The organism is Pseudogracilibacillus sp. SE30717A (assembly GCF_037071985.1).
Lineage (GTDB): Bacteria > Bacillota > Bacilli > Bacillales > Amphibacillaceae > Pseudogracilibacillus.
Genome location: NZ_JAXHDF010000001.1, coordinates 554,444 through 580,702 on the forward strand (window position 1 = coordinate 554,444; position 26,259 = coordinate 580,702).

Sequence of the window (26,259 nt, forward strand, 5' to 3'; positions counted from 1 at the left end):
GAGTATGGGGGTTTAGCGAATGAATGGCATTAATCAATTTTTTATAGAAAAGGAAGATATAAAGTCAGTAATAGACGGATTATCTTCTGGATTTAATGAACAACTTGTTGCTGGGCTAGCGGGCACTGCACGTAGTTTGTTTGTTTCAACAATTTATCAAGCTCATCGGAAAAAAACATTAATTATTACCCATCAACTTATTCATGCGCAACAGTTGTATGAAGATTTAATTGAATTTTCTAATAACCCTTCTATTTACTTATATCCTGTAAATGAATTGATTGCTGCTGATATGGCGATTGCAAGTCCAGAAATGCGAGCGGAGCGAATTAAGTCGTTAACAAAGTGGCTCCAAAGTGATGCAGGTATTTTGATTGCTCCTGTAGCTGCATTGAAGCGAATTCTGCCTCCGAAAGAGTATTGGAATAGGTATCAACTATCGTTTACTGAAGGAGAAATTCTTCAAGTTGAAGAAAATATAAAAACTTTAGTTGAAATGGGTTATGAGCGAGTAGAAATGGTTACCGCACCTGCTGAATTCAGTATACGCGGTGGAATTATCGATATATATCCGGTTACAGAACAATATCCAATACGAATAGAACTTTTTGACGATGAAATTGATTCGATACGTTATTTCGATGCAGATACACAACGTTCTCTTGAAAGGTTAACTGAAACGGTGGTTGGTCCTGCAAAAGAATTACTTTTAACTGAGCATGATAAAGTTAAAGGGGCGGAGCGTTTAGAAAAGGCTCTAGCATCCGCACTTAAAAAGATGAAAGCTTCTGAAGAAAAAGAGGCTCTTATCCAATTGGTCGAGGCAGATATTCACCAATTAAAAGCAGCTGAAGATTTTGAAGAAATGTATAAGTATAGTGAGTTATACTATGAAAATCTTAATAGTTTATTAGATTATGTACCAAAGGATGGCTTATTAGTATTTGATGAGATGAGCCGTATTCAAGAAGCTGCACAAAACTTGGATAAAGAGGAAGCTGAATTTTGTCACTCTTTATTAGAGCAATCCAAGCTTTTACCGAACTCGTCATTTTCTTTTGACTGGACGTCCTTAAGGGAAAGAATGATACAGCAGCGTATTTATATGTCGGTATTTTTACGTCATATACCGGGCACACAACCGGAAAACATTGTGAATTTATCATCTCGGGTAATGCAAGAATTCCACGGACAAATGCCGCTATTTAATAATGAGCTGACACGCTGGGAGAAGGCTAATTATTCTGTCGTTATTTTAGCAGCAAATAAACAACGGGCAGAAAAAGTACAATCCGTTCTTAATGATTATGGGATGGAATTGCCAATAAAAGAGGAAATAGAGTTACCACTCAGTAGGCCAGTTATTACGATAGGTAATATCAGTGCTGGAATAGAGTTGCCTTTGCACCACCTAGCAATTATTACAGAAAATGAGTTATTTAAGAAGAAACAAACACGAGTAAGAAAAAGGCAAAATATCTCTAATGCTGAACGTATTAAAAATTACCAAGAATTAAAAGTTGGCGATTTTGTTGTTCATAGAAATCATGGGATAGGAAAGTATATTGGGATTGAAACATTACAAGTAAATAAACTTCATAAAGATTATTTACTAATTAAATATTCCGGGGACGATAAATTATATGTACCGGTTGATCAAATTGATCTCGTCCAAAAATATGTCGGTTCTGAAGGGAAAGAACCACGTTTATATAAGTTAGGTGGCTCGGAATGGGCTAAAGTAAAGAGAAGAGTTCAATCTACCGTAGAAGATATTGCAGATGACTTGATCAAGCTCTATGCAGAAAGACAAGCACAAAAAGGGTACGCCTTTGAAAAAGATACTGAATTACAACAGGAGTTTGAACATGCGTTTTCTTACCAGGAAACAGAAGACCAAATTCGTTGTGTAGAAGAGATTAAGAAGGATATGGAAGCGGCTAGACCGATGGATCGACTTTTATGCGGAGATGTAGGATATGGTAAAACAGAAGTAGCCATCCGGGCAATTTTTAAAGCGGTAATTGAAGGTAAACAGGCAGCTGTATTGGTTCCTACTACGATTTTAGCTCAACAACATTATCAGACGATGCAAGAGAGATTTCAAGATTATCCAATCACGATCGGATTACTAAGTCGCTTCCGAACAAAAAAACAACAAAATGAAACTTTGGCAGGTTTAAAAAATGGAACGGTCGATGTCGTAATCGGTACGCATCGTTTATTAACAAACGATGTTGTATACAAAGATTTGGGTTTATTAGTTGTTGATGAAGAACAGCGATTTGGTGTAAAGCATAAAGAAAAAATTAAACAGATTAAAACAAATGTAGATGTATTAACATTAACTGCTACACCGATTCCTAGGACATTACATATGTCCATGTTAGGGATCCGTGATTTATCAGTAATTGAAACTCCGCCGGAAAATCGTTTTCCTGTGCAAACGTATGTAATTGAACATAATCTTGCTTTTATTCGAGAAGCAATTGAAAGAGAAATTGCTCGAGGAGGACAAGTGTTTTTACTCTATAATCGAATAGATAATATCGAGAAGGTTGCACGAGAAATCGATGAATTAGTTGAATCGGCAAGAGTGACGGTTGCTCATGGTCGCATGAATGAAACAGAGCTGGAAAACGTTATGTTCAGCTTTTTAGAGGGTGAAAGTGACGTATTGGTAAGTACGACGATTATTGAAACAGGAGTCGATATACCGAACGTGAATACGTTAATTGTTTATGATGCCGACCGTATGGGATTAAGTCAATTGTATCAATTACGTGGTCGTGTAGGTAGATCAAACCGAATCGCTTATGCCTACTTTACGTATCGCAAAGATAAGGTGTTAACAGAAGTAGCTGAAAAACGTTTACAAGCGATTAAAGAATTTACAGAATTAGGTTCTGGTTTTAAAATAGCAATGCGTGACTTATCGATCCGTGGTGCAGGAAATTTACTAGGTGCCGAACAACATGGGTTTATTGATTCAGTCGGTTTTGATTTGTATTCACAAATGTTAAAAGAAGCAATAGAATCAAGAAAGACTGGAAAAACAGTTGAAGCAGTGCAGCCATTTATCCCGGAATTGAACATGACAGTCGATGCCTATATTCCTGAAACATATATAGAAGATGAAAAGCAGAAAATTGATATGTATAAACGATTCCATAGCTTGGAATCAAAAGGAGAAATAGAAGACTTGCAAGAGGAATTGGTAGATCGATTTGGTGATTATCCATTAGAAATTGAAAGACTGTTCCTTGTATCCTATTTAAAAATGGTCGCAAAACAAGAACGTGTTGAATCGATTACTGAAAAAGGAAAGCGGACAGAATTAATTGTTGAGGAAGACCGAAGTCAACAAATTGATGGGTCCAAATTATTTGAACTAGCTAATACATTTGGAAGAAACGTCCAATTAGGTACGGTAGGTAATAAATTAAAAATTATCTTTACATGGAGAAATGAAACTGCAGTGGAAAGGTATCAATATATTGGGTCTTTTATTGAAAAATTAAATCATGTTAATCAAACAGATAAAAAAGCAGTAAATAATGTAAATAGATAAGTGAATAATATGTCTGATTAGAATGTGCTGGGTGGGACGAACCGTGTGCAGTTTCGGATGTCTCTCTTAAGCCTAGGTGAAAGCGAAGAATTTTTTCCGAAGTGATGTCTATGCTTAAAAATTTATTTACCTTATCTCCTATCCCTAATTTATCAATGATGTGTTAATTACGAAGTGGTTTGGAGAAAGGATAAAAATAAGGACAATTGATCAGACTGGATATTTTAACAAAATAACGCAACAAATGTATAGTTATTTCTCGTTGATTCATACTAAAAACAACACTGGTGTTATTTTCACTATAAGTAAAGGAGTACTAATTTAGTTTTATTACATTGTCGGTTGGCTGGATGGATTTTTTTCGAAATATTGCACATGAAAAGTTTATCTGGACAAGGATAGAAATTAGTTCTTGGACTAGTGGGAGATTAAACACAAAGTTTATCTAGAATGTGAGGTTTGTATAGGTATGAAAGCGACAGGTATTGTACGAAGAATTGATGATTTAGGTAGAGTCGTCATTCCAAAGGAAATAAGAAGGACTTTACGTATACGCGAAGGAGATCCATTAGAGATTTTTGTAGCAAGAGAGGGAGAAGTAATTTTAAAGAAATATTCCCCAATTAATGAATTAGGTCATTTTGCAACAGAGTATGCAGAGGCGCTTTTTGATTCGATTCATTTTCCAGTGTTAATATGTGATCGTGATGAAGTGATTGCAGTCAGTGGTAGTTCAAAAAAGGATTATTTAAATAAAAGTATTGGTTCACACATAGAAGAGGCAATTGAAAGTCGATCAAATGTTTTGGAAGATGAAAAGAGTACCATAGAAATCATTCGGGGAAATGAAGAAGAAGTTGATTCTTACGCAATAAGCACGATTGTTGCAAATGGTGACCCGATTGGCTCAGTCTTAGTTATATCAAAACAAGGTGAAACGTTAAGTGAGGTAGAACATAAAGTAGCAGAAACTGCAGCAAATTTTCTCGGTAAACAGATGGAGTAATTACGCAATAAACGAAGTATTGATAAACAAGGTGAACCTATGCCTTGTTTATTTTTTTATTTCAATAGTAAATTTATAAAATGAGCCGCTATGTTATAATGAAAATGCTTGTAAAATGTATATTTGAAAAATCAGGTAGGCGTAAAAATGGATACAATAACAAAAAGAATCGTAAAAGGTGCGCTCCTGTTAACCATTGCAGGATTAATAAGTAAGATTCTAAGCGCTGCTTATCGCGTTCCACTTCAAAATCTTACTGGAGATTTGGGGTTTTATATTTATCAGCAGGTATACCCGATCATTGGAACTGTCATGATTTTATCCCTTTATGGATTTCCTGTAGCGGTTTCAAAACTGACTGCGGAGATGGTCGAAGAAAGAAAAGAGATTACCCTTAAGCACTTTTATTTACCGATATTAATTATATTATTCGTAATCAATGGTGGCTTTTTTTTACTATTATTTACGCTAGCTCCTTATATAGCTGAATGGATTGGAGATATAAAGCTTCAAAGATCTTTTCAACTAGCCGCCTGTTTATTTTTATTTATCCCTTTTTTATCTCTTCTTCGCGGGAAGTTTCAAGGCAAAGAAGAAATGGGACAGACTGCTTTGTCTCAAGTAGTTGAACAGATAACTCGTGTTTCCATCATAGTCAGCATTGCTTATTATATTTATATGGAGAGAATGAATATATATAAGATTGGGGAAGCGGGAGTTATTGCAACGATGGCAGGTATGTCGATAGCTATTTTGACTTTAAGTATTCATTCGTTACGACGAAAAGAGAAACAAAGTAAAATGGTTCTCTCTAATCAAATACCTTGGAAACAGTATATACATGTTTGTATTACACTTGGGGTAGCTGCTTCACTAAATCATTTGATTTTAATTATTATTCAATTCGCGGATGTAATCAACTTGGTCCCGAATCTAATGAAGTTCGGATTGTCATCTATCCATGCAAAAGAGACGAAGGGAATTTTTGATCGTGCGTTACCGCTTATCCAATTTGGAGTTGTCTTTGGATCCTCTTTTGCACTGGCACTTGTTCCTGCTGTCGCAAGCAAAAAACAACGTCAACAAGGGGACCACAACTTATACGGATCGATTAGAGAAGCGATTGTTTTTAGTTTGTATATTGCACTTGGAGCAACGGTGGGACTTGTGTTATTATTACCTGAAACAAATTTATTACTGTTTACGAATACAGATGGGACAGGAAGCTTGCAAATTTTAGTTGTTTCCATCGTATTAACATCGATTAGTATTACAGGCTGTGCAATATTACAGAGTCTCGGATTTATTAAAAAGCCTGCATTGTGGATGGTAATCACATTTATTATAAAATATTTATTAAATAATCTTTTTGTCCCTTTAGTAGGGATTTATGGAAGTGCTATTGCAACCGTAGGCAGTTTGTTCTTTTTATGTGGAATGGTATTACTAACTTTAAAACAAAAATTGCCTGGACTATCTATATTTAATAATGTGCATTGGAAAGCATTAATAATAGCAAATGGTGGCATGGCTTTATATTTAATTCTTGCTAAAAATATCTTATTATTCCTAACTGAACCTACAAGGGGATCAATGGTATTTTATGTTCCATTCTTGGTTGTTTCTGGGGCGACGATTTATTTATTGTTGCTATTACGGTTCCAGGCATTTACAAAAGCTCAATTACAAGCACTGCCGTATGCTAGTTTTTTTATAAACGTACAAGATCACTTCGCAAAAAGAAGATAGCTGATATTTTATGAATATTTACTGGAGGACAATATGGAAAAAGAGATCAAGATTATCGGTTTAGGGGCCGGCGATATAGAGCAATTACCTTTAGGAATATATCGCATGTTGACACGTAAAGATTTACCAATTTTTACGAGAACGATGGATCATCCGGTCATTAAGACGTTAGAGGATGAAGGCGTGACCCTTTATGGATTTGATTCATATTATGAAGAATCAGATGATTTTCAGACGGTTTATCAACGTATAGTTAATAAATTGCTCACAGAAGCAAAGGAAAAGTCGCTTATTTATGCTGTTCCCGGTCATCCAATGTTAGCGGAAAAAACGGTTCAACTATTACTTAACCAAAAAGATATTGACATACAAATTATTGGTGGACAAAGTTATCTAGACGATTTATTTACGACGCTTAAAATTGATCCCATTGATGGATTTCAATTTCTTGATGCAACATCTTTTGAGCGGGAAGAAATTACCTATAGGAATCATCTTATTTTTTGCCAAGTTTATGATAAATTCATCGCTTCAGAAGTAAAATTAACATTACTTGAAGACTTGCCCCCAGATTATACAGTATATGTTGTCGAAGCGGCTGGTTCAGTTGATGAACGCGTTTTAGAAATTACAGTAGAGGATCTTGATCGAACGGTGGAAGTGAGTAATTTAACGAGCCTTTATATTCCTCCTATTCAAGACGAACAATTACCACATCAATTTCAGACACTTCGATCTATCATTAAAAAGTTAAGGGGTCCTGAAGGATGTCCTTGGGATAAAAAACAAACACACGAAACACTTCGAGAATATGCGGTTGAAGAAGTATATGAACTAATCGATGCAATCAATCGTGAAGACGACGAAGGAATGATAGAGGAATTAGGCGATGTCCTGCTTCAGGTAATGTTACATAGTCAAATTGGAGAAGACGAAGGGTATTTTTCAATTGATGATGTAATTAAAGGGATAACAGAAAAAATGATTCATCGACATCCACATGTATTTAATGAGCAGAAGACGAACAAAAGTTGGGACGAATTAAAAGAGGAAGAAAAGAGAGATGGAAAAGATCATTTTTTACTCGATTCAGTTATTCGTCATGCTCCAGCACTGCAAGTCGCTTACAAATTACAAAAGAAAGCAGCAAAGGTTGGATTTGATTGGACGGATGTCAGAGAGGTTTGGAAAAAGCTTGATGAAGAGTTACGTGAATTTAATGAAGCAATCTCTCAAGAGGATCACGAGGAAATGGAAAAAGAGTTGGGAGATATCTTATTCGTATTAGCTAATATTGCTCGATTTTATAAAATAAACCCGGAGCTAGCTTTAAATAGGACGAATGAAAAATTTATATTTCGATTTAATGATATAGAACGACAAGTAAGAAAGTCCGGAAAAAAACTGGAACAGATGACTTTAGAACAGATGGATAAATATTGGGATCTTGCGAAGAAAAAGGAGTAGATGATATGCGATTAGATAAGTTTTTAAAAGTTTCACGTTTAATTAAACGTCGTCCTGTTGCAAAACAAATTGCTGAACAAAACAGAATAAGAGTAAATGGGGCGATTGCGAAGCCTTCAATAAACGTGGCGGTTGGAGATGAAATAGAAATTACGTTCGGTCAAACAGTCGTTACTGTTAAAGTTGTACTATTAAAAGAACATGTAAAAAAAGAAGAAGCAACGATGCTTTATGAAGTCATTAAAGAAGAAAAAATAAATCGAGATGAATAGTTCTAACCTTGTCCTTATTTTCATAGATTGAAAATAAGGAAGGTGACAAAAAATGAATTATTACGAGCAAGTTGAAAATATTACTGTACAAAAAGAACACCAAGTTAAGATCAACAATCGAAAAGAGTTGGAAATTAACGGGGTTAAAGAAATTGATAGTTTTGATAATGAAGAGTTTCTGCTGGAAACAAATATGGGTTATTTAATTGTACGGGGTCAAAATTTACAATTGAAAAATTTGAATGTAGAAGAGGGCTTAGTACAAATTAAAGGCAAAGTGTACGAGCTTACGTATGTAGATGAACATCACCAGGAGAAGGCTAAGGGATTGTTTAGCAGACTATTCAGATGACGTTAGATACCCAGTTATTAACGATGATCTCCATGACGATTGGTGGTTTTTATTTAGGAATTGCCACAGAAACGTATAGAAGATTATCGGTTGTTTTGAAGAACAGTAGGGTATTCATCTTTCTTTTTGAAATAAGTTATTGGCTCCTTCAGACATGCTTATTATTTTATGTCTTATACCGAGTAAATAATGGTGAAATAAGAGTCTATATTTTCTTTGCCTGTTTATTTGGATATAGTGTGTATGTTGTCATGTTCCGATCTCTTTATAAGCATCTTCTTGAAGTCATCATAAAAGTGACGTTGACTTTGTTAAAAGGGATCATTAAAGCAATTAATGCCCTATTCGTTCAACCCCTCATCTGGATTGTACAAGTTCTCATAACGATCTTTCTTTTTATTGCGCAGATTCTATATTGGATACTTACCAGGCTTTTAAACGTTTTGTCTTATCCCTTACGCCTTCTCCTAACAATTCTTATGAAACTTATTCCTGAAAAAACGAAGAATAAAATTACCCAATTTACCAGGTTTTGTAGTACAATAATATATAAATTTAATCAAAGGATAAGAAGCTTTATAGGAAGAAGGAGGTAAAGTGTTCATTGACCAAGTCAAATAAAACAGTTGCTCGAATCAAATCAGAATATATGAATAAATATGATGCAGAGATGGAGAGAAGCCGCCTACGTAAAAAAAGATTGATCCAACGTTTAATTTTTGCAGGAGTGGTCATTGTTGTTACCTTTAGTTTATTAGCATCCTATCATTTTAAACAGCGATCACTTTATTCAGAAAAACAGAAGGAATATGAAGATTTAACAGAACAAATTTCTATTCTGGAAAGAGAAGAGAAAGAATTGTTAGATGAAATAAATTTACTAAATGATGTAGATTACATATTAGATATTGCACGAACAAACTATTTCTTGTCAAAAGAAGGGGAATTAATTTTCCAAGTTCAAGAGGAAGAAGAGCGGTCTTATTGACATATTTTTGTATAGTCCGTATACTGAAATAAGGAATACCTTTATAAAAAATTCAAGGAGGAGCATTTTTTTTATGTCAATTGAAGTAGGCAGCAAATTGCAAGGGAAGGTTACTGGAATCACTAATTTTGGTGCTTTTGTGGAATTAGAGAAAGGCACAACAGGTCTTGTTCATATCAGTGAAGTTGCTGACAACTACGTAAAAGATATTAACGAACATTTAACTGTTGGCGATGAGATCAAGGTAAAGGTTATCAATGTAGAGAAAGATGGAAAAATTGGTTTGTCAATTAAGAAGGCCAAGGATAGACCGATGCGCCAAAGAAACACTCGTGAACGTACAGAAAACTTCGAGTCTAAAATAAATCGTTTTCTAAAAGATTCTGAAGACCGTCTAGCCTCTTTAAAGAAGCACACGGAATCCAGACGTGGAGGTCGAGGTGCAAAAAGAGGATAGCAATTGCTGTCTAGAGTGAATGCTCTGTTGATCTACTAATAAATATAAAAAAGCAGGTACGAATGGAATGTATCTGCTTTTTTTGATGGAAAAAATATCTTTTTAAGAAAAAGAAAATCGTTGGAACGCCCTATCTCAGATACGTTTCAACGATTTTTTATTTTAAATTTTACTCTTATAATATGGGCTGTCAAAACTAACTGCGCCACAACTAGTTTCATAGGCATTAAATTACCAAATATAAATCTCTTAAAATATAGCGGCGGAGGGAATTGAACCCCCAACCTTACGGGTATGAACCGTACGCTCTCGCCAGTTGAGCTACACCGCCATCAGAAAAAATGTCAACAAAGAACATAATACACAAAAAACGTTTGTAAGTCAATCAATCGCTATTTGATGACATAACATGTAATAATCTGCACGGTGAAATGATGAATAGTTCCATGTTGTCCTAAATAAATACGAATAATAGAGTTAATTTGTTTAAAAAAAGCTTCTTCCCGTAGGAAACAGTCGAAAAAAAATGATGGACATGCATTAATTTTTGACAAAATAAAGTGATTTAATGTGATTTAATCAGTATCACGATTACTTTTGGGGAGGAGAAAGAACGTGAGCCAAGCATTAAAAATTGAAACGGTAATTGAAAAGAAACGTAGTAGAGGGAAAGATAGAATTCAAAGCATCCTGAAGGATATTTTCATAGAAAAGAAATTATTGCTATTTTTAGTCGGGCTATTATTAGGACGGGCAGTAATTTTATATAATATCTCACCATTTGCAATTGCATTTTTGGCGACAGCATGGTCCGTCTATCGTAAACGCATGTTTGCAGTAATAGTATTTATACTATTGGGGGCTTGGAGTTATTCACTAGAGCATGCAGTGTTTGTATCTATTTCAGTAGTAGTTTTCATGGTGTTAGCTCACTTTTTAAAAAACCGCAATAATATCCGCATCTTAATGCTTTTTATCTTCTTGTCTACCATTCTGACTAGACTGTTCCTTTATTCCCTGTCGAATCAAATTACTCCATACGAATGGGTACACCTTTTTATCGAAGGGGTGCTAGGGATCGTTCTCTTTCTAATCTTTATGCAAAGTCTTCCACTTTTAGCACTTAAGAGATACCAACCAGCATTAAAAAATGAAGAACTTATATGTATCGTTATACTGCTCGCTTCTATTTTGACCGGTTTTATTGGCTGGGAAATTTACAATGTATCATTGGAACATGTTTTTTCACGTTATATAGTACTTACCCTCGCATTTGTCGGTGGAGCAGCAATTGGTTCGACAGTCGGCGTAGTTACTGGACTTGTTTTGTCTTTAGCCAATGTAGCTAGTTTATATCAAATGAGTTTACTTGCCTTCTCAGGTTTATTAGGTGGATTACTCCATGAAGGGAAAAAGCATGGGGTGAGTGTAGGTCTATTAGTCGGTACATTTTTAGTAGGAATTTACGGAGAAATGGAAACGTTCACAGCAACGATGTTAGAATCGGTAATCGCCATTTTCTTATTCTATCTGACACCGAATGTTTTATTAAAACAGTTATCCAAGTATATTCCCGGTACTACGGAATATTCATTTGAAGAACGTAAATATTTACAAAAAATAAGAGATGTAACTGCACAACGAGTAGAGCAATTTTCTGCGGTTTTTGAAGCGCTGTCAAAGAGTTTTATTCAATCGACGGACAAATCCACTGATAAAGAACGGATCGATGAAACGGATTATTTTCTAAGTTTAGTTACAGAAAAAACGTGTCAAATGTGTTTTATGAAAGAAAGATGTTGGCAAAAACAATTCGACAAGACGTATAGTCTGATGGAAGAAATGAAAAATGATTTAGTTTATCAAAATGAAATTGACGTAAAGAATCTTACAAAATTTGAGAATTATTGTGTGAAATCGAAGCAAGTAGTCGATACGATGGCAAATGAAGTATCTTTATTAAAGATAAATAAAAAATTAAAAAAGCAAGTAATGGAAAGTAAAAAAATTGTTGCAGATCAATTAAAAGGTGTATCTGATGTAATGGATAATTTCGCTAAAGAAATTGTGAAAGAAAGAAAACGTCATGAAAAACAAGAAATACAAATTATACGGGCGTTAAAACAAATGGATATTCATTTAGAAAAACTTGATATTTATCGACTTGAAAAAGGTAGTATCGATATCGAAATGTCAATTATTTTTAAAGATTATCATGGGGAGGGACCAAAGTTAATTGCACCTGTCTTAACAGATATTTTACAAGAAACGATTGTTGTTACAGAGGAAGAAATTTCCCCATTTCCAAATGGAATTAGCTTCTTAACGTTCGGTTCTGCCAAACAGTATGAAGTAGAAACAGGAGTTGCTGTTGCAGCCAAAGGGGGCGGATTCATTTCTGGCGATTCCTTCACAACGATGGAATTAGGAAAAGGAAAATATGCATTGGCAATAAGTGACGGAATGGGTAACGGTTTACGTGCACGTGAAGAAAGTATGGAAACATTACGCTTGCTTGAACAAATATTACAGACAGGCATTTCAGAGCAAGTTGCTATCAAATCTATCAATTCAATTCTTGCATTGCGAACAACGGATGAAATATTTGCCACACTTGATCTCGCAATTATTAATTTGCACAATGCCATGTTACGGTTTTTAAAAATCGGCTCGACGCCTAGCTTTATTAAGAGAGGGGATGATGTGATCCAATTAGAGGCAAATAATTTACCGATTGGAATTATCGAACATGTAGAGCTTGAAACATTATGTGAGCCATTAAAGTCTGGAGATATTTTAATTATGATGAGTGACGGTATTTTTGATGGTCCAAAACAAGTGAAAAATAATGATCTGTGGTTAAAGCGGAAAATTAGAAGTATGAAGACGGAAGATCCTCAAGCGATAGCTGATTTATTATTAGAGGAAGTGGTACGCGGGGAATTAGGTGTTATTCGTGATGATATGACAGTCATCGTTGCAAAGGTAACAAAACATAAACCTAAATGGGCCACTATTCCTGTGATACATGATGAAGCAACATAAGAAGTTCTATTTGAAATTACCTTCCAAATCTGATGTATAGTTCGCTACTCACTTGGCGACAATAAGATTAAAAGAGAATAGTCATAATAAATGAATATATTTTCATAGACTGAGTAAAGATTTGGGAGGTAATTGAACAATGAATAAGGGAACATTACGGCAAATTTTACTTATAACAGATGGGTGCTCAAATAGTGGAGAAAGCCCAGTAAGCACTGCAACAGCAGCTTTTAAAAATGGTATTACTGTGAATGTAATTGGCATTCTTGATGACTATCAAACGGAAACAAGTAGTGGGCTTGGTGAAGTGGAGCAAATTGCTGAGGCAGGTGGTGGGATAAGTCAAATTGTGTATAAAGAAGACTTATCACAGACAGTCCAAGCAGTAACTAGACAGGCTATGTCACAAACATTACAAGGATTTGTGAATAAAGAGTTATCTACTATATTTGGCAGAGAGAAATCGTTAGAAGAAATTGAGCCTGAAAAACGTGGCGAAGTGATGGAGGTAGTGGAAGATCTAGGAGAAACATGTAATTTACAAGTGTTGATTTTAGTGGATACGAGTGCGAGTATGAATGATAAGCTGCTTACTGTGCAAGAAGCTTTAATAGATTTATCGATAAATTTACATGCCAGAGTCGGAGAAAACAAATTTGCTATTTTTCAATTTCCTAGTAAGAGAAAAACAATTGACAATGTATTGGACTGGTCAGGGGAATTAACTTCGATATCAGTTATTTTTCCTAAGTTAGTAACGGGTGGAGTGACACCAACCGGCCCTGCTATACGTGAAGCAATGTATCAATTTGGAAAATTGGAGCTCGGAGGGAGCTTGTACCGTGGCGAAGAATTTACAGAAGAAGGCTAGCTTTGTTGTCCGAACTGGAACGATTATACAAGGAAAATGGAATAATAAAAAATATACGGTAGTCCGAAAAATTGGCGCTGGTATGATTGGTACTGTTTACTTATGCCGAATGCAAAATCGACTCGTTGCTCTAAAAATGAGTGATCAAGCAATTTCAATGACGGCGGAAGTAAATGTACTTAAGTCGTTAAACAAGGTTCAAGATAACCGTCTTGGACCTTTTTTATTAGATGTCGATGATTGGGAGTATCAAGAAAACCGAACATATTCTTTTTATGTAATGGAATATATTAATGGTATAAGTATGGAGGAATTTGTTAGAAAGAATGGATATGAGTGGATAGGTGTTTTTTTGATTCAGATGTTGGAACAGTTAGAGAAACTTCATCAGACAGGTTGGATATTTGGGGATTTAAAAAACGACAATATTTTAATAACTAGCTCACCTCCACTCGTTCGGTTTGTTGACGTAGGGGGGACGACAAAGAGTGGGAGGTCTATTAAAGAGTATTCAGAGTTTTATGATCGTGCTTATTGGCATCTTGGAGCAAGAGAAGCTGAACCAAGTTATGATTTATTTGCGATGGTGATGGTAGTACTAGCTATTTTTTATCCTAAAAAGTTTAAACGTAATCACGATTCAAAAACTTTACTAATATCTAGATTAAACGCTATTCCGGAATTACGCTTATACAATAGAAGTTTACAAAAAGCAGTTTTCGGAAAATATGCATCTGCAAAAGAAATGAAAGATGAATTAATGCATTTGATGATTAAACAGCAATCAAAGGCAAAAAGAAAAGAGAATAAGCCGAGTTATTTAGTTGAGGCTTTTCTAATTATAGTGGCGTCTGGGACCTATTATTTTGTATTACAAATGCTACTTTAACAATTTGTTAATATTTTCAGTTCAGGAGATAAATAAATAGTGCTATTGAGTGACAAGCTTGAGTGAAAGTCGTTATAATACATAGTAGAAATGTAAAGTTGGGATTATGTATGAAAACAAAGGTGTTAGACTTTATAGTATCTCATCAACTTTTGGATAGAGGGAGCACTGTGCTCGTAGGAGTTTCAGGTGGGCCTGACTCTATGGCTCTGCTTCACTTTTTGAATTCAATAAAAGTGGATTGGAATTTAAATTTATGTGCTGTGACAGTGGATCATCAATTACGGAAAGGCGATTCAGAAGAGGATGTGGAATATGTCTGCAAGGTTTGTCAGGAATGGAATATTCCATTCGTTACAGCTGCTGTAGATGTAAAATCATATAAACGTAATTATAAAGTGAGTACTCAAGTAGCAGCGAGAAAATTACGTTATGGTGTTTTTGCAGAACAAATGAAATTAAGGAAAGCAGATTATTTGGCACTTGGTCACCATGGTGATGATCAGATTGAAACATTGCTAATGTCTCTTGCAAGAACTACTAATTTAAGCAGTTTACAAGGGATTCCTTTGAGAAGAGATTTTTGTCATGGCAAAATTATTCGTCCATTACTTAGTGTGACAAAAGAAGAGATCGAGCAATACTGTCAAGAAAACAAGATTTATCCCCGGATTGATGCCACAAATGAAGATACTACCTATACGCGGAATGATATCCGGCGTTCTATAGTTCCTAAATTAAAGGAAAGAAATAGTCGTTTACATACAACGATGCAATCCTTAAGTGAATCGTTGCAAGAAGATGAATCTTTTTTAATTAGTGAAGCAATAAAAACAGTTGAAAAAACAATTGAACTGGATAGAAACCAAAAAAAAGCTACACTTGATTTACCACTTTTTCAAGAGGTACCGGTTCCTTTACAAAGACGTGCATATCGATTAACATTAGACTATCTATATGATAAAGTGCCTGAGCAATTAACATATATGCATGAGGATATATTTTTGAATTTATTACACGAATATACAAATAATAAGGTTGTTCATTTTCCACAAAACCTTTTTATTGAAAGATCTTATCAAAAGATTTATTTTTATTTTCAAGATAAGGAAAAAAGGAGTCATGATTTTAATCAAACAGTTGATTGTATCCCCGCATGTATAACATTGCCGAACGGTGCAATAGTATCAATATCCTATATAGAAAAGCCCTCAACAGAAAATCAGAGCAAGTATACATTTATCTGCAATGAGGATCAGCTTTCTTTTCCGTTACACATACGTACTAGATTACCGGGAGACCGGATGCGCTATGAAGGACTAAATGGCAGTAAAAAAATTAAGGATATTCTTATTGATGAAAAAATACCTCGCCATGAACGAGAGGATATGTACATACTAACTGATAGTCGGAACAACATACTGTGGTTAATCGGCCTACGAAAAGCTGAATTACCTGAAACTAATGATCATAGACGGTATATATTAATTGAATATAGAGAAACAAATGCCGAAATTACAGAGGAGGAAAAGGATGCAGAATGACATTCTAGAGGTATTGATCACCCAAGAAGAAATTGAAAATAAATGTGCAGAAATAGGGAAACAATTAACAGAAGAATATGAAGGTAAATTTCCCTTACTTATCGGTGTCCTAAAAGGAGCAACGCCGTTTATGGCGGACCTTTCCCGACGGATTGATACCCATGTGGAGATGGACTTTATGGATGTATCCAGTTATGGAAGTGGTATGCGTTCCTCTGGAGAAGTAAAGATCTTGAAAGACTTAGATGCGAAGGTAGAGGGAAGAGATTTACTTATTGTCGAAGATATAATTGATAGTGGCTTAACATTAAGTTATCTCGTAGATCTATTTAAGTATCGGAAAGCAAATTCCGTAAAGATTGTCACCCTTTTGGATAAGCCTGAGGGTAGAACGGCAAAAATTAAAGCAGATATTGTGGGATTCCAGGTACCAAATGAGTTTGTGGTAGGTTATGGGCTTGACTACAATGAAAGGTATCGTAATTTACCTTATATTGGGATATTGAAGCCTGAAATATATAAATAATTAAAGGGTGAAATAACCCGTTAAAAGAGTAGATAAATCACAGGTAACAATAGAGAATTAGAAAGAGCAATTAGTTGTATTAACACTTTTTTCTATGTTACTATGTAATATAGTTTTCTCGCTTGGGAGGAGGTATGTAAATGGACCGAATTTTTCGGAATATACTTTTTTATGCACTTATTTTTCTTGTATTAATTGGTGTAATAAGTTTGTTCAAGGGACAAAATGAGCAAGCTGAAGAATATAATGTTCAACAATTTATGCAAGCGTTAGATAACGGTGAAATCGCAGAGATGACGATGCAGCCGAAAAATAAAATTATATGAATCTCGGGTGTACTTGAGAAAGATAAACAACCATTTATTGTTCAAGTGCCTGATAATACAGATGTAATTGCAACGATTACAGAAAAAGCAACTGAACAAAGTGTTTTAAAAGTTGATCAAGAAGAGCAACCGAGTGCATTTGTTAACTTTTTAACAATGATGTTACCATTTTTAATCATCGGTTTGATTTTTTTCTTCATATTTACAAGAGCCCAAGGCGGCGGTGGTGGCGGCCGGGTAATGAATTTTGGTAAGAGTAAGGCAAAGCTTTACAATGAAGAAAAAGCAAAAGTCCGTTTTACAGATGTTGCTGGTGCAGATGAAGAAAAGCAAGAGTTAGTTGAGGTAGTTGAATTTCTAAAAGACCCTCGTAAATTTACAAAAGTCGGTGCACGTATTCCAAAAGGGGTATTGTTAGTAGGACCTCCGGGAACTGGTAAGACATTACTTGCACGTGCAGTAGCCGGAGAAGCGGGAACACCGTTTTTCTCCATCAGTGGTTCAGACTTCGTTGAAATGTTTGTTGGGGTTGGTGCATCACGGGTACGTGATTTATTCGAAAATGCGAAAAAAAATGCCCCTTGTATTATTTTTATTGATGAGATTGATGCAGTAGGTAGACAGCGTGGAGCCGGTCTTGGTGGTGGTCACGATGAACGTGAGCAAACACTTAACCAACTTCTTGTTGAGATGGACGGGTTTGATGCAAACGAAGGAATTATCATGATTGCTGCAACAAACCGACCAGATATTTTAGACCCTGCTCTATTACGTCCTGGACGTTTTGATCGACAGATACCTGTTAACCAACCAGATGTAAAGGGTCGGGAAGAAGTCTTAAAAGTTCACGCAAGAAATAAACCTCTTGCTGAAGATATTAATTTAAAAACGATAGCAATGCGGACACCTGGATTTTCAGGTGCGGATTTGGAAAACTTACTAAATGAAGCAGCGTTAGTTACTGCAAGACATGATGGTAAAGTTATTACAATGGAAGAAATTGACGAAGCAATTGATCGCGTTATTGCTGGTCCAGCGAAAAAGAGCCGAGTCATTTCTGAGAAAGAACGAAAAATTGTCGCTTATCATGAGAGTGGACACACCGTTATTGGAATGGTGTTAGATGATGCAGATACGGTGCATAAGGTAACAATTGTGCCACGAGGTCAAGCTGGAGGATATGCAGTTATGCTTCCGAAAGAAGACCGTTATATCGTTACACGACCTGAATTATTTGATCGAATTACTGGCCTTCTTGGAGGGCGTGTTGCTGAAGAAATTATCTTCGGTAGAGATCATGTAAGTACAGGAGCATCAAATGACTTCCAACGTGCTACAGCTATTGCTAATAAAATGATTACCGAATACGGTATGAGTGAAAAAATAGGACCTACTCAATTTAATGGTAGTGGAAATAGCGAAGTTTTCTTAGGCCGTGATATTAATAGCGAAAAGAATTATAGTGATGCTATTGCTCATGAAATTGATGTAGAAACGCAAAGCTTTATCAACAATTGCTATGAGCGAGCAAAACAAATTTTAACAGAAAACCGCGATAAGTTAGAGTTAATCGCTGAAAAACTGCTTGAAGTGGAAACATTAGATGCAGATCAGATTAAATCTTTATTCGAAAAAGGTGTTATGCCTGAGCCGGCCTCTCCGACAGAAGATGGAGAAGTTCCAATCGAAGCTGAAACCGAAGAACTGCAAGCTTCTAAGGAAAACGGTGTGAAAGTGAATATCACATCGAAAGACGAAGATGCAGAGCCGGATAATTATGAAGAATCAAAAGAAAAAGCGAACAGACGAGATGATGAAGATGGAGATTCTTCTTCTGACCTTGTTGATGACGTAAAAAAACCAGAATAAATTATAGCAAAAAATCCTTTCATTTAAATAAATGGAAGGATTTTTTATTGGTTCAAGATATGGAATAGCTTAGCCTTCTTCTCACCCTGCTCGTTTTACACTAGTTCTGGATTACGAAATAATATTCTTACTTCGGCTAATTTTAATAGATAGAATATGGGTTGTTTAAATATCGTATAAATCTGTGTTATGTGGAGGACTAATCGTTCATAATTATTCTGCCTATATGGTATATTAAATTTATAGTTTGGTGTGAGGAGAGTGAAGGGAATATGATATTTGTACTGGATATCGGAAACACAAATACCGTTCTCGGGGTGTTCCAAGATAATCAATTAAAATATGAATGGCGAATCCAAACCGACCGACATAAAACGGAAGATGAATTTGGAATGTTAATTAAGTCTTTATTTGATTATAAAAAAATTGATTTTGCTGATATAGAAGGAATTATTATTTCATCAGTTGTTCCTCCAATTATGAAAGCACTTGAAAAAATGTGTGAGATTTATTTTAATATTAAACCATTGGTAGTAGGTAGTGAACAAGTGAACACATATTTAGAAATAAAATACCCACAACCAAAAGAAATTGGAGCAGATCGAATTGTAAATGCAGTCGGTGCTATTCAAATGTATGATACTCCATTGATAATCATTGATTTTGGAACAGCAACTACTTTCTGTTACGTAGATGAACACCAAGCATATCATGGAGGTATTATTACTCCCGGCATCAAAATATCGATGGATGCTTTATATAGCCACGCTTCTAAATTACCAAAAATCGAAATTGAACGACCTGAAAATATTATCGGGCAATCAACCGTAGAAGCAATGCAATCCGGTGTGTACTATGGGTATGTTGCACAAGTTGATGGAATAGTGAACCGTATGAAAGCTCAGACTAAAAATAACCCTACTATTATAGCTACTGGTGGACTTGCATCGTTAATTGCCGGTGAGTCCGAGACGATTCAACATATTGAAACACATCTTACTTTAAAAGGGTTGTATTATATATACTGTCAAAATAAAACAACAAAGGAATGAAATTTTTATGCAAGATTATATTGTGAAATCAACTGTGTATGATGGAATGGTACGTGCATATGCAGCGCGCAGTACGGCATTAGTAGAAGAAGCTCGTCAAAGACAAGATACGTGGGCGACTGCTTCTGCGGCATTAGGGCGCACACTTACGATAACAGCCTTAATGGGTGCGATGTTAAAAGGCGAGGATACGTTAACGGTAAAAGTAGAAGGAAATGGTCCTATAGGCGCTATCATAGCAGATGGTAATGCTAAAGGGGAGGTACGAGGTTATGTCATTAATCCTCATGTCGATTTTCAACTAAACGTACAAGGAAAACTCGATGTGAAAAGAGCAGTAGGTGAGGAAGGTACATTAAGTGTCGTCAAAGATCTTGGATTGAAAGACTATTTTACTGGACAAGTTCCAATCATCTCTGGAGAAATTAGTGAGGACTTTACATACTACCTTGCAAACTCGGAACAAATTCCATCCGCAGTTGGTGCAGGAGTTTTAATTAATCCAGATCATTCTGTATTAGCTGCAGGAGGATTTATTATTCAGCTCATGCCTGGCGCGAGTGACGAACTTGTCGCGAAACTGGAGAAACGAATTGAAAATTTCCCACCAATCTCTAATCTCGTCAGAGAAGGGAATAATCCAGAACAAATTTTAGAAAAACTATTTACGGATGAAAACATTCTTTTTCATGAAAGAGTACCGATAAAATTTCAATGTAAATGTTCTAAAGAGAGAATGGAAAATGCCATTGCAGGTCTTGGTAAAGAGGAGATTAAAAATATGATCGAAGAAGATCATGGGGCAGAAGCGACATGTCATTTTTGTAACGAAGTGTACCATCTATCGGAGGAAGAATTAAAGGCTCTTTTGGAAAAAATGAACTAAATAATAGTTGACAAAACCTTGAGGGCAAGATATATTATAAATAAATCCTATAAATTTACTGTGAATTAGGAGGAATTAGGATGAGAGTGGCAAATGATATTGCTGGTTTAATTGGGGAAACACCTATTGTTAAATTAAACCGCACAGTTGATGAAAATAGTGCAGATATATATTTAAAATTAGAATTTTTTAACCCGGGAAGTTCTGTAAAAGACCGAATTGCTTTGGCGATGATTGAACGCGCTGAAGAAGAGGGTGTAATTAAACCTGGAGATACAATCGTAGAGCCGACGAGTGGTAATACTGGAATTGGGTTAGCTCTTGTCGCAGCTGCTAAAGGGTATAAATTGGTAGTTGTTATGCCAGATACAATGAGTCAGGAACGTCGAAACTTACTACGTGCTTATGGTGCAGAACTGTACTTAACACCTGGAGCAAACGGTATGAAGGGTGCCATTGAAAAGGCAGAGCAATTAAAAGAAGAACATGGCTATTTTATGCCTCAACAATTTAGAAATGAAGCAAATCCTCAAGTGCATGCACGCACAACAGGAGAAGAAATTGTAAAACAAATGCCTGATGGTATCGATGGTTTCGTTTCTGGTATCGGAACTGGTGGAACGATTACAGGTGCCGGTAAAGTATTAAAAGAGCATTTTAAAGATGTTAAAATATATGCAGTTGAACCAGTTGATTCACCTGTATTGTCTGGTGGTTCTCCAGGTCCTCATAAGATCCAAGGAATCGGTGCAGGATTTGTTCCAGAAGTTTTAAATACAGAAATTTATGATGAAATTATTCAAATTTCAAATGAAGAAGCATTTGAAGCATCCCGTGAAACAGCCCAAAAAGAGGGAGTCTTAGGTGGGATTTCATCAGGTGCGGCAATCGCTGCTGCTAAGAAAGTAGCTAAAGAATTAGGTAAAGGTAAAAAGGTATTGGCTATCCTTCCTGATAATGGAGAGCGTTATTTATCAACAGCACTTTACCAATTTGATGAATAATTTCATATAGACATAAAGAATGTTTTACTTATATTGAAAGATCCGAATCTAGTTTGAATTGATTCGGATCTTTTGCTTTGTTCGCGTTTTTTCAGGATCGCCAACTCTAGATAGATGTTATTATGTATTAATGAGAAATCCTTCATATAAAAATTCTTTTTTTCTGAAGTGAAAATAAATCAATGTTTGTTCTGTTTATGTTAAACTGGTTTAAAAGAAATTTTTACAGAGAATGATTAGTGCAAGTTTACGCAGGAGAAGGATAGAATATGTACTTAAAAACAAAGACAAAAATACTTCATTTAACAGAAAGAACCCATGTGATGGGCATTTTAAATATTACGCCAGATTCTTTTTCTGACGGAGGTAATTACACGTCGATTAAAAAAGCAATTGAACAAGCGAAGAAAATGCAAGCGGATGGTGCAGATATTATTGATATCGGTGGAGAATCGACAAGGCCTGATCATAAACCGGTAGATGTGGAAGAAGAGCTGGATCGAGTCATTCCAGTAATCCGCGCAATAAAAAACGAGTTAGATATCCCGATTTCGATTGATACGTATAAAGCAGAAACAGCAAGAAGAGCGATTGAAGCAGGCGCAGATATTATTAATGATATCTGGGGTGCAAAAATGGATCCTAAAATGGCAGAAGTTGCTTCCGTATATAATGTACCGATTATTCTAATGCATAATCGGAACGATAAAAATTACTCTTCCTTAATTGACGATATGATTGCTGACTTAAATGGAAGTATTGCAATTGTAAAGGATGCCGGGGTTAAAGATGAAAACATTGTCCTTGATCCCGGAATTGGATTTGCAAAGGAATCTGAAGATAATTATAAGGTGATGAGACATTTGGAAAAGTTTCATCAATTAAATTACCCATTGCTTTTAGGTGCTTCCCGTAAATCGTTTATAGAAAAAATTATTGATGCTACACCAGAGGAAAGAGATACTGCTACTGGGGCTACTACCTGTTTAGGAATTTCAAAAGGAGTTCAAATTGTACGTGTACATGATGTGAAGCGGACGGTGGAGCTTGCAAAAATGATGGACGCCATGTTGAAAGGGGTCGGCTTAAATGGATAAGATTTTGCTGAATAGGATCGAGTTTTATGGATTCCATGGAGTTTTTCCAGAAGAAAAAAAGCTAGGCCAGCGTTTTATTATTGATTTAGAGCTCGAAACTCCATTAGAGACTGCTGGAAAGACAGATGATATGAATGATTCCATTGATTACGGTGAAGTATATGGAATCGTTAAAGAGATTGTGGAAGGTGAACCGAAAGATTTAATCGAAGCGGTAGCAGAGACGATGGCGGCTACCTTATTCCAAATGTTTAAAACGTTAGAAGCATGCCGAATTAAAGTAACAAAACCGGATCCGCCAATTCAAGGTCATTATGAATCTGTAGCAGTAGAAATATACAGGGAGCGTAATAATGAATAATATAGCTTATATTGGATTAGGCTCGAATATCGAACCGAGAGACACGTATTTAAATGAAGCTATTCAAATGTTGGAAAGTAATCCGAAAATTAATTTAGAAAAACAGTCTTCCATTTATGAAACTGCTCCAGTCGGATATACAGAACAGGATTCATTTTTAAATATGGTAATTGAAATCAACACATCATTAAAGAGTATCGATTTATTAAAAGTATGCCAAGAAGTTGAACAAGAGTTAGGTCGAAAGCGAACGATAAAGAATGGTCCACGGACTATAGATCTGGACATCTTGTTCTATAATAGAGAATATAGGTATTCAGAAATATTGCAGCTTCCACATCCACGAATTCATGAGCGTGCTTTTGTATTGGTGCCGCTCTGTGAAATTGCATCTGATCTATCCATGCCAACATCAGGGATGCCGGTCAGTGATTTGTTATCGGATTTACCGGAAAAGGAAAAAAGTGATGTTGTAAAATGGGAAAAAATAAAATGATTATATATATAGAAGAAAAGGAGTGTGAATGCCTGTTTAAGATAGGAAATATCACGATCCCTAATTAGGTAGGTTTAGCACTGATACGAGGGCTTCTAATTATCATTCAAATTGACGGGTAAATAATTTGGAGCTGGACATGTATATGCGGAAATGAATAGTGATAAAGGGATTGTTAACTGAAACGATGAATATGTCATATATTGATGAAGTAGAAATGCCGATGAGTTTACAGATCTTCGGTAGTGAAAAAGAAGCATTGATAGAAGCGGCTAGAAAAGATGACCTAGCTATTCATGGAGAACGAGAAAGTGTGCTTCAAGTTACTTAGAGGGGTTAAAAGGTAATTGCGGGTTAGAAATAGTAAATCTGTTTGAAACTAGACGAGTGCCGGAAGTGAATTTTAATTGACCTTATAAGGAACAAGAAGAGACGAAAGAGAGCTTCGTAAGCTATTGGCAGAAAAATATGCTAATATAAACATGGTTAAGTAGTTTCCAGTTCGTGTATAAGTAAGAAGAGTTGATAAGTTATAATAATGGAGTGATAAGGTTGACGGAAGAATTAAATGAACATATGCAAGTGCGCCGGGAAAAATTAGCATCATATTATGATCAAGGAATCGATCCGTTCGGAGGTAAGTTCAGCCGGACAAACGTTGCGAAAGAGTTGCACGAAGAGTATAGCTCTCTTTCCAAAGAAGAGTTAGAGGAGAAAGCGATATCTGTAACAATTGCCGGAAGAGTAATGACAAAGCGAGGCAAAGGGAAAGTTGGATTTACACATATACAGGATGCAAGTGATCAGATTCAGTTATATGTAAGGAAAGATGAAATTGGTGAAGATGCTTATGAGATTTTCAAATCAGTTGATATTGGAGATATCGTAGGAGTCACCGGCCTAATTTTTAAAACTAATGTTGGTGAACTATCCATTCAGGTAAAAGAATTTGCTTTATTATCTAAATCGCTTCGTCCGTTACCGGATAAGTACCACGGATTACAAGATATTGAACTCCGGTATCGAAAGCGCTACTTAGATTTAATTACTAATGAACAAAGTAGAGATGTTTTTGTACTGAGAAGTAAAATTATTTCTGCTATGCGTCATTACTTAGATGATCAAGGTTTTCTTGAAGTGGAAACACCGATGTTACACACTATTCCTGGTGGAGCAGCAGCAAGACCATTTCAGACGCATCATAACGCATTAGATATTGAATTGTATATGCGAATTGCGATTGAATTACATTTAAAACGTCTTATTGTTGGCGGAATGGAGAAAGTGTATGAGATCGGACGAGTTTTCCGGAATGAAGGAATATCTACTCGCCATAACCCTGAGTTTACAATGATCGAGTTATATGAAGCTTATGCAGATTATAACGATATAATGGAACTGACAGAGAATTTGATCGCTCATATAGCAAAAAAAGTGCTTGGTTCTACGACAGTAACGTATGGTGATTATGAAGTAGATTTAGAACCGAAATGGACAAGACTTCATATGGTAGATGCGATTAAAGAGTATGTCGGAGTCGATTTTTGGAAGGATATTACCGATGAAGAAGCTAGAAAATTAGCCAAAGAGCATGATGTCACTATTACAGAGTCTATGACATATGGACATATTGTAAATGAATTTTTCGAACAAAAGATAGAAGAGAAGCTGATTCAACCTACTTTTATTTACGGACATCCGGTAGAAATATCTCCACTTGCTAAAAAGAATAAAGAAGATGAACGCTTCACAGATCGGTTTGAATTATTTATTGTTGGTCGCGAACATGCTAATGCATTCAGCGAATTAAATGATCCAATTGATCAACGAGATAGATTTGAAGCTCAAGTGGCGGAAAGAGAAGCAGGTAATGACGAAGCACATTTAATGGATGAAGATTTCTTGGAAGCTTTAGAATACGGCATGCCGCCTACAGGTGGTTTAGGAATAGGAATCGACCGACTAGTTATGTTATTAACTAATGCTCCATCCATAAGAGATGTACTATTGTTCCCGCAAATGAGAACTAGATAAATATTATATAGTAGAAACACATACAAGAAGTTATTGAAGAGAACTTATTTTGTATGTGTTTTTTATTTGCTACTTTATTCGCAATATTTTATAAAGATAAATAATCAAATTATATATTGCAATTGTAATTTAAGTGTGATATATTAATTTACGGCCTAAGGAGCCGTTCTTATTTATCTTAAATATAGCAAGGTTACTTTTAGTTAAACATCAACATTAAGTATTTTAAAGAAAATTTAAAAAACATTTAAAAAAGTGTTGACAATAATTAAGCAAACATGTTATATTATAAAAGTCGCTGTTTTGAGGCGACGAAAAAATAAATTAAAAAAGTTGTTGACACTGATTCGTTTAAGTGTTAAACTATAAAAGTTGCCTCTTCAAGAGGTGGCGAAAT

Annotated in this window: 22 protein-coding genes, 1 tRNA gene and 1 pseudogene; 23 read left to right on the forward strand and 1 reads right to left on the reverse strand. The window is 35.5% G+C overall.

Translation table 11 applies throughout. The features are described 5' to 3' along the window. Positions 1-19 precede the first annotated feature (19 nt). From mfd to SPD48_RS02630, 9 genes are all read left to right on the forward strand, one after another. Positions 20-3,571 (forward strand): transcription-repair coupling factor, encoded by a 3,552-nt coding sequence (mfd, locus tag SPD48_RS02595; RefSeq protein WP_336256490.1) that lies wholly within the window; start codon positions 20-22, stop codon positions 3,569-3,571. A 469-nt stretch (positions 3,572-4,040) separates the two neighbouring features. Continuing rightward, positions 4,041-4,577, forward strand: coding sequence for a stage V sporulation protein T (gene spoVT, locus SPD48_RS02600; RefSeq protein ID WP_336256491.1), 537 nt, complete (start codon positions 4,041-4,043; stop codon positions 4,575-4,577). A gap of 147 nt (positions 4,578-4,724) precedes the next feature. After that, positions 4,725-6,326 carry a putative polysaccharide biosynthesis protein gene (locus SPD48_RS02605; protein WP_336256492.1) on the forward strand — a complete coding sequence of 534 codons (1,602 nt, stop codon included), beginning with the start codon at positions 4,725-4,727 and terminating at the stop codon, positions 6,324-6,326. A 33-nt stretch (positions 6,327-6,359) separates the two neighbouring features. Next, positions 6,360-7,793 (forward strand): nucleoside triphosphate pyrophosphohydrolase, encoded by a 1,434-nt coding sequence (gene mazG, locus SPD48_RS02610; RefSeq protein WP_336256493.1) that lies wholly within the window; start codon positions 6,360-6,362, stop codon positions 7,791-7,793. Between the two features lie 5 nt (positions 7,794-7,798). Beyond that, positions 7,799-8,065 carry an RNA-binding S4 domain-containing protein gene (locus SPD48_RS02615; protein ID WP_336256494.1) on the forward strand — a complete coding sequence of 89 codons (267 nt, stop codon included), beginning with the start codon at positions 7,799-7,801 and terminating at the stop codon, positions 8,063-8,065. A 52-nt stretch (positions 8,066-8,117) separates the two neighbouring features. Beyond that, a complete protein-coding gene (yabP, locus tag SPD48_RS02620) occupies positions 8,118-8,417 on the forward strand; it encodes a sporulation protein YabP (protein ID WP_336256495.1) in 300 nt (99 codons plus the stop codon). Beyond that, positions 8,414-9,013 carry a spore cortex biosynthesis protein YabQ gene (gene yabQ / locus SPD48_RS19885; protein WP_442962092.1) on the forward strand — a complete coding sequence of 200 codons (600 nt, stop codon included), beginning with the start codon at positions 8,414-8,416 and terminating at the stop codon, positions 9,011-9,013. Before yabP ends, yabQ begins: the two co-directional genes overlap by 4 nt. A gap of 8 nt (positions 9,014-9,021) precedes the next feature. Then, positions 9,022-9,405, forward strand: coding sequence for an FtsB family cell division protein (locus SPD48_RS02625; protein ID WP_336256496.1), 384 nt, complete (start codon positions 9,022-9,024; stop codon positions 9,403-9,405). A gap of 73 nt (positions 9,406-9,478) precedes the next feature. Further along, a complete protein-coding gene (locus tag SPD48_RS02630; protein WP_336256497.1) occupies positions 9,479-9,862 on the forward strand; it encodes a S1 domain-containing RNA-binding protein in 384 nt (127 codons plus the stop codon). A 257-nt stretch (positions 9,863-10,119) separates the two neighbouring features. Here the strand turns inward: SPD48_RS02630 and SPD48_RS02635 are convergent. Then, positions 10,120-10,193: transfer RNA gene (locus SPD48_RS02635), tRNA-Met, on the reverse strand. A 284-nt stretch (positions 10,194-10,477) separates the two neighbouring features. Between SPD48_RS02635 and spoIIE the strand changes: the two genes are divergently transcribed. From spoIIE to lysS, 14 genes and pseudogenes are all read left to right on the forward strand, one after another. After that, a complete protein-coding gene (gene spoIIE, locus SPD48_RS02640) occupies positions 10,478-12,907 on the forward strand; it encodes a stage II sporulation protein E (protein WP_336256498.1) in 2,430 nt (809 codons plus the stop codon). 139 nt (positions 12,908-13,046) lie between these two features. After that, on the forward strand, positions 13,047-13,778 hold the full coding sequence (locus SPD48_RS02645) for a hypothetical protein (protein ID WP_336256499.1): 732 nt from the start codon (positions 13,047-13,049) through the stop codon (positions 13,776-13,778). Beyond that, positions 13,750-14,667 (forward strand): protein kinase domain-containing protein, encoded by a 918-nt coding sequence (locus SPD48_RS02650; protein WP_336256500.1) that lies wholly within the window; start codon positions 13,750-13,752, stop codon positions 14,665-14,667. The genes SPD48_RS02645 and SPD48_RS02650 overlap by 29 nt, the downstream gene beginning before the upstream one ends. Before the next feature lie 110 nt (positions 14,668-14,777). After that, complete coding sequence (gene tilS / locus SPD48_RS02655) at positions 14,778-16,211, forward strand: tRNA lysidine(34) synthetase TilS (RefSeq protein WP_336256501.1); 1,434 nt, start codon at positions 14,778-14,780, stop codon at positions 16,209-16,211. Further along, entirely contained in the window at positions 16,201-16,737 is a 537-nt protein-coding gene (gene hpt / locus SPD48_RS02660; protein ID WP_336256502.1) for a hypoxanthine phosphoribosyltransferase, read from the forward strand. Before tilS ends, hpt begins: the two co-directional genes overlap by 11 nt. Before the next feature lie 140 nt (positions 16,738-16,877). Beyond that, positions 16,878-18,932, forward strand: a pseudogene (gene ftsH, locus SPD48_RS02665) (ATP-dependent zinc metalloprotease FtsH). A 272-nt stretch (positions 18,933-19,204) separates the two neighbouring features. Further along, complete coding sequence (locus tag SPD48_RS02670; protein ID WP_336256503.1) at positions 19,205-19,984, forward strand: type III pantothenate kinase; 780 nt, start codon at positions 19,205-19,207, stop codon at positions 19,982-19,984. A 7-nt stretch (positions 19,985-19,991) separates the two neighbouring features. Further along, positions 19,992-20,870, forward strand: a complete 879-nt coding sequence (gene hslO / locus SPD48_RS02675) for an Hsp33 family molecular chaperone HslO (protein ID WP_336256504.1) — start codon at positions 19,992-19,994, stop codon at positions 20,868-20,870. An 80-nt stretch (positions 20,871-20,950) separates the two neighbouring features. After that, positions 20,951-21,874 (forward strand): cysteine synthase A, encoded by a 924-nt coding sequence (cysK, locus tag SPD48_RS02680; protein ID WP_336256505.1) that lies wholly within the window; start codon positions 20,951-20,953, stop codon positions 21,872-21,874. A gap of 269 nt (positions 21,875-22,143) precedes the next feature. Then, entirely contained in the window at positions 22,144-22,971 is an 828-nt protein-coding gene (folP, locus tag SPD48_RS02685; protein ID WP_336256506.1) for a dihydropteroate synthase, read from the forward strand. Further along, positions 22,964-23,332, forward strand: coding sequence for a dihydroneopterin aldolase (gene folB, locus SPD48_RS02690; protein WP_336256507.1), 369 nt, complete (start codon positions 22,964-22,966; stop codon positions 23,330-23,332). The genes folP and folB overlap by 8 nt, the downstream gene beginning before the upstream one ends. Beyond that, entirely contained in the window at positions 23,325-23,828 is a 504-nt protein-coding gene (gene folK / locus SPD48_RS02695; protein WP_336256508.1) for a 2-amino-4-hydroxy-6-hydroxymethyldihydropteridine diphosphokinase, read from the forward strand. The genes folB and folK overlap by 8 nt, the downstream gene beginning before the upstream one ends. 160 nt (positions 23,829-23,988) lie before the next feature. Then, the gene (locus tag SPD48_RS19890) at positions 23,989-24,159 is read left to right on the forward strand and encodes a hypothetical protein (RefSeq protein WP_442962093.1); all 171 of its coding nucleotides are present in this window, start codon (positions 23,989-23,991) and stop codon (positions 24,157-24,159) included. Positions 24,160-24,380: 221 nt separating this feature from the next. Continuing rightward, a complete protein-coding gene (gene lysS / locus SPD48_RS02705) occupies positions 24,381-25,862 on the forward strand; it encodes a lysine--tRNA ligase (RefSeq protein ID WP_336256509.1) in 1,482 nt (493 codons plus the stop codon). Positions 25,863-26,259: the final 397 nt, after the last annotated feature.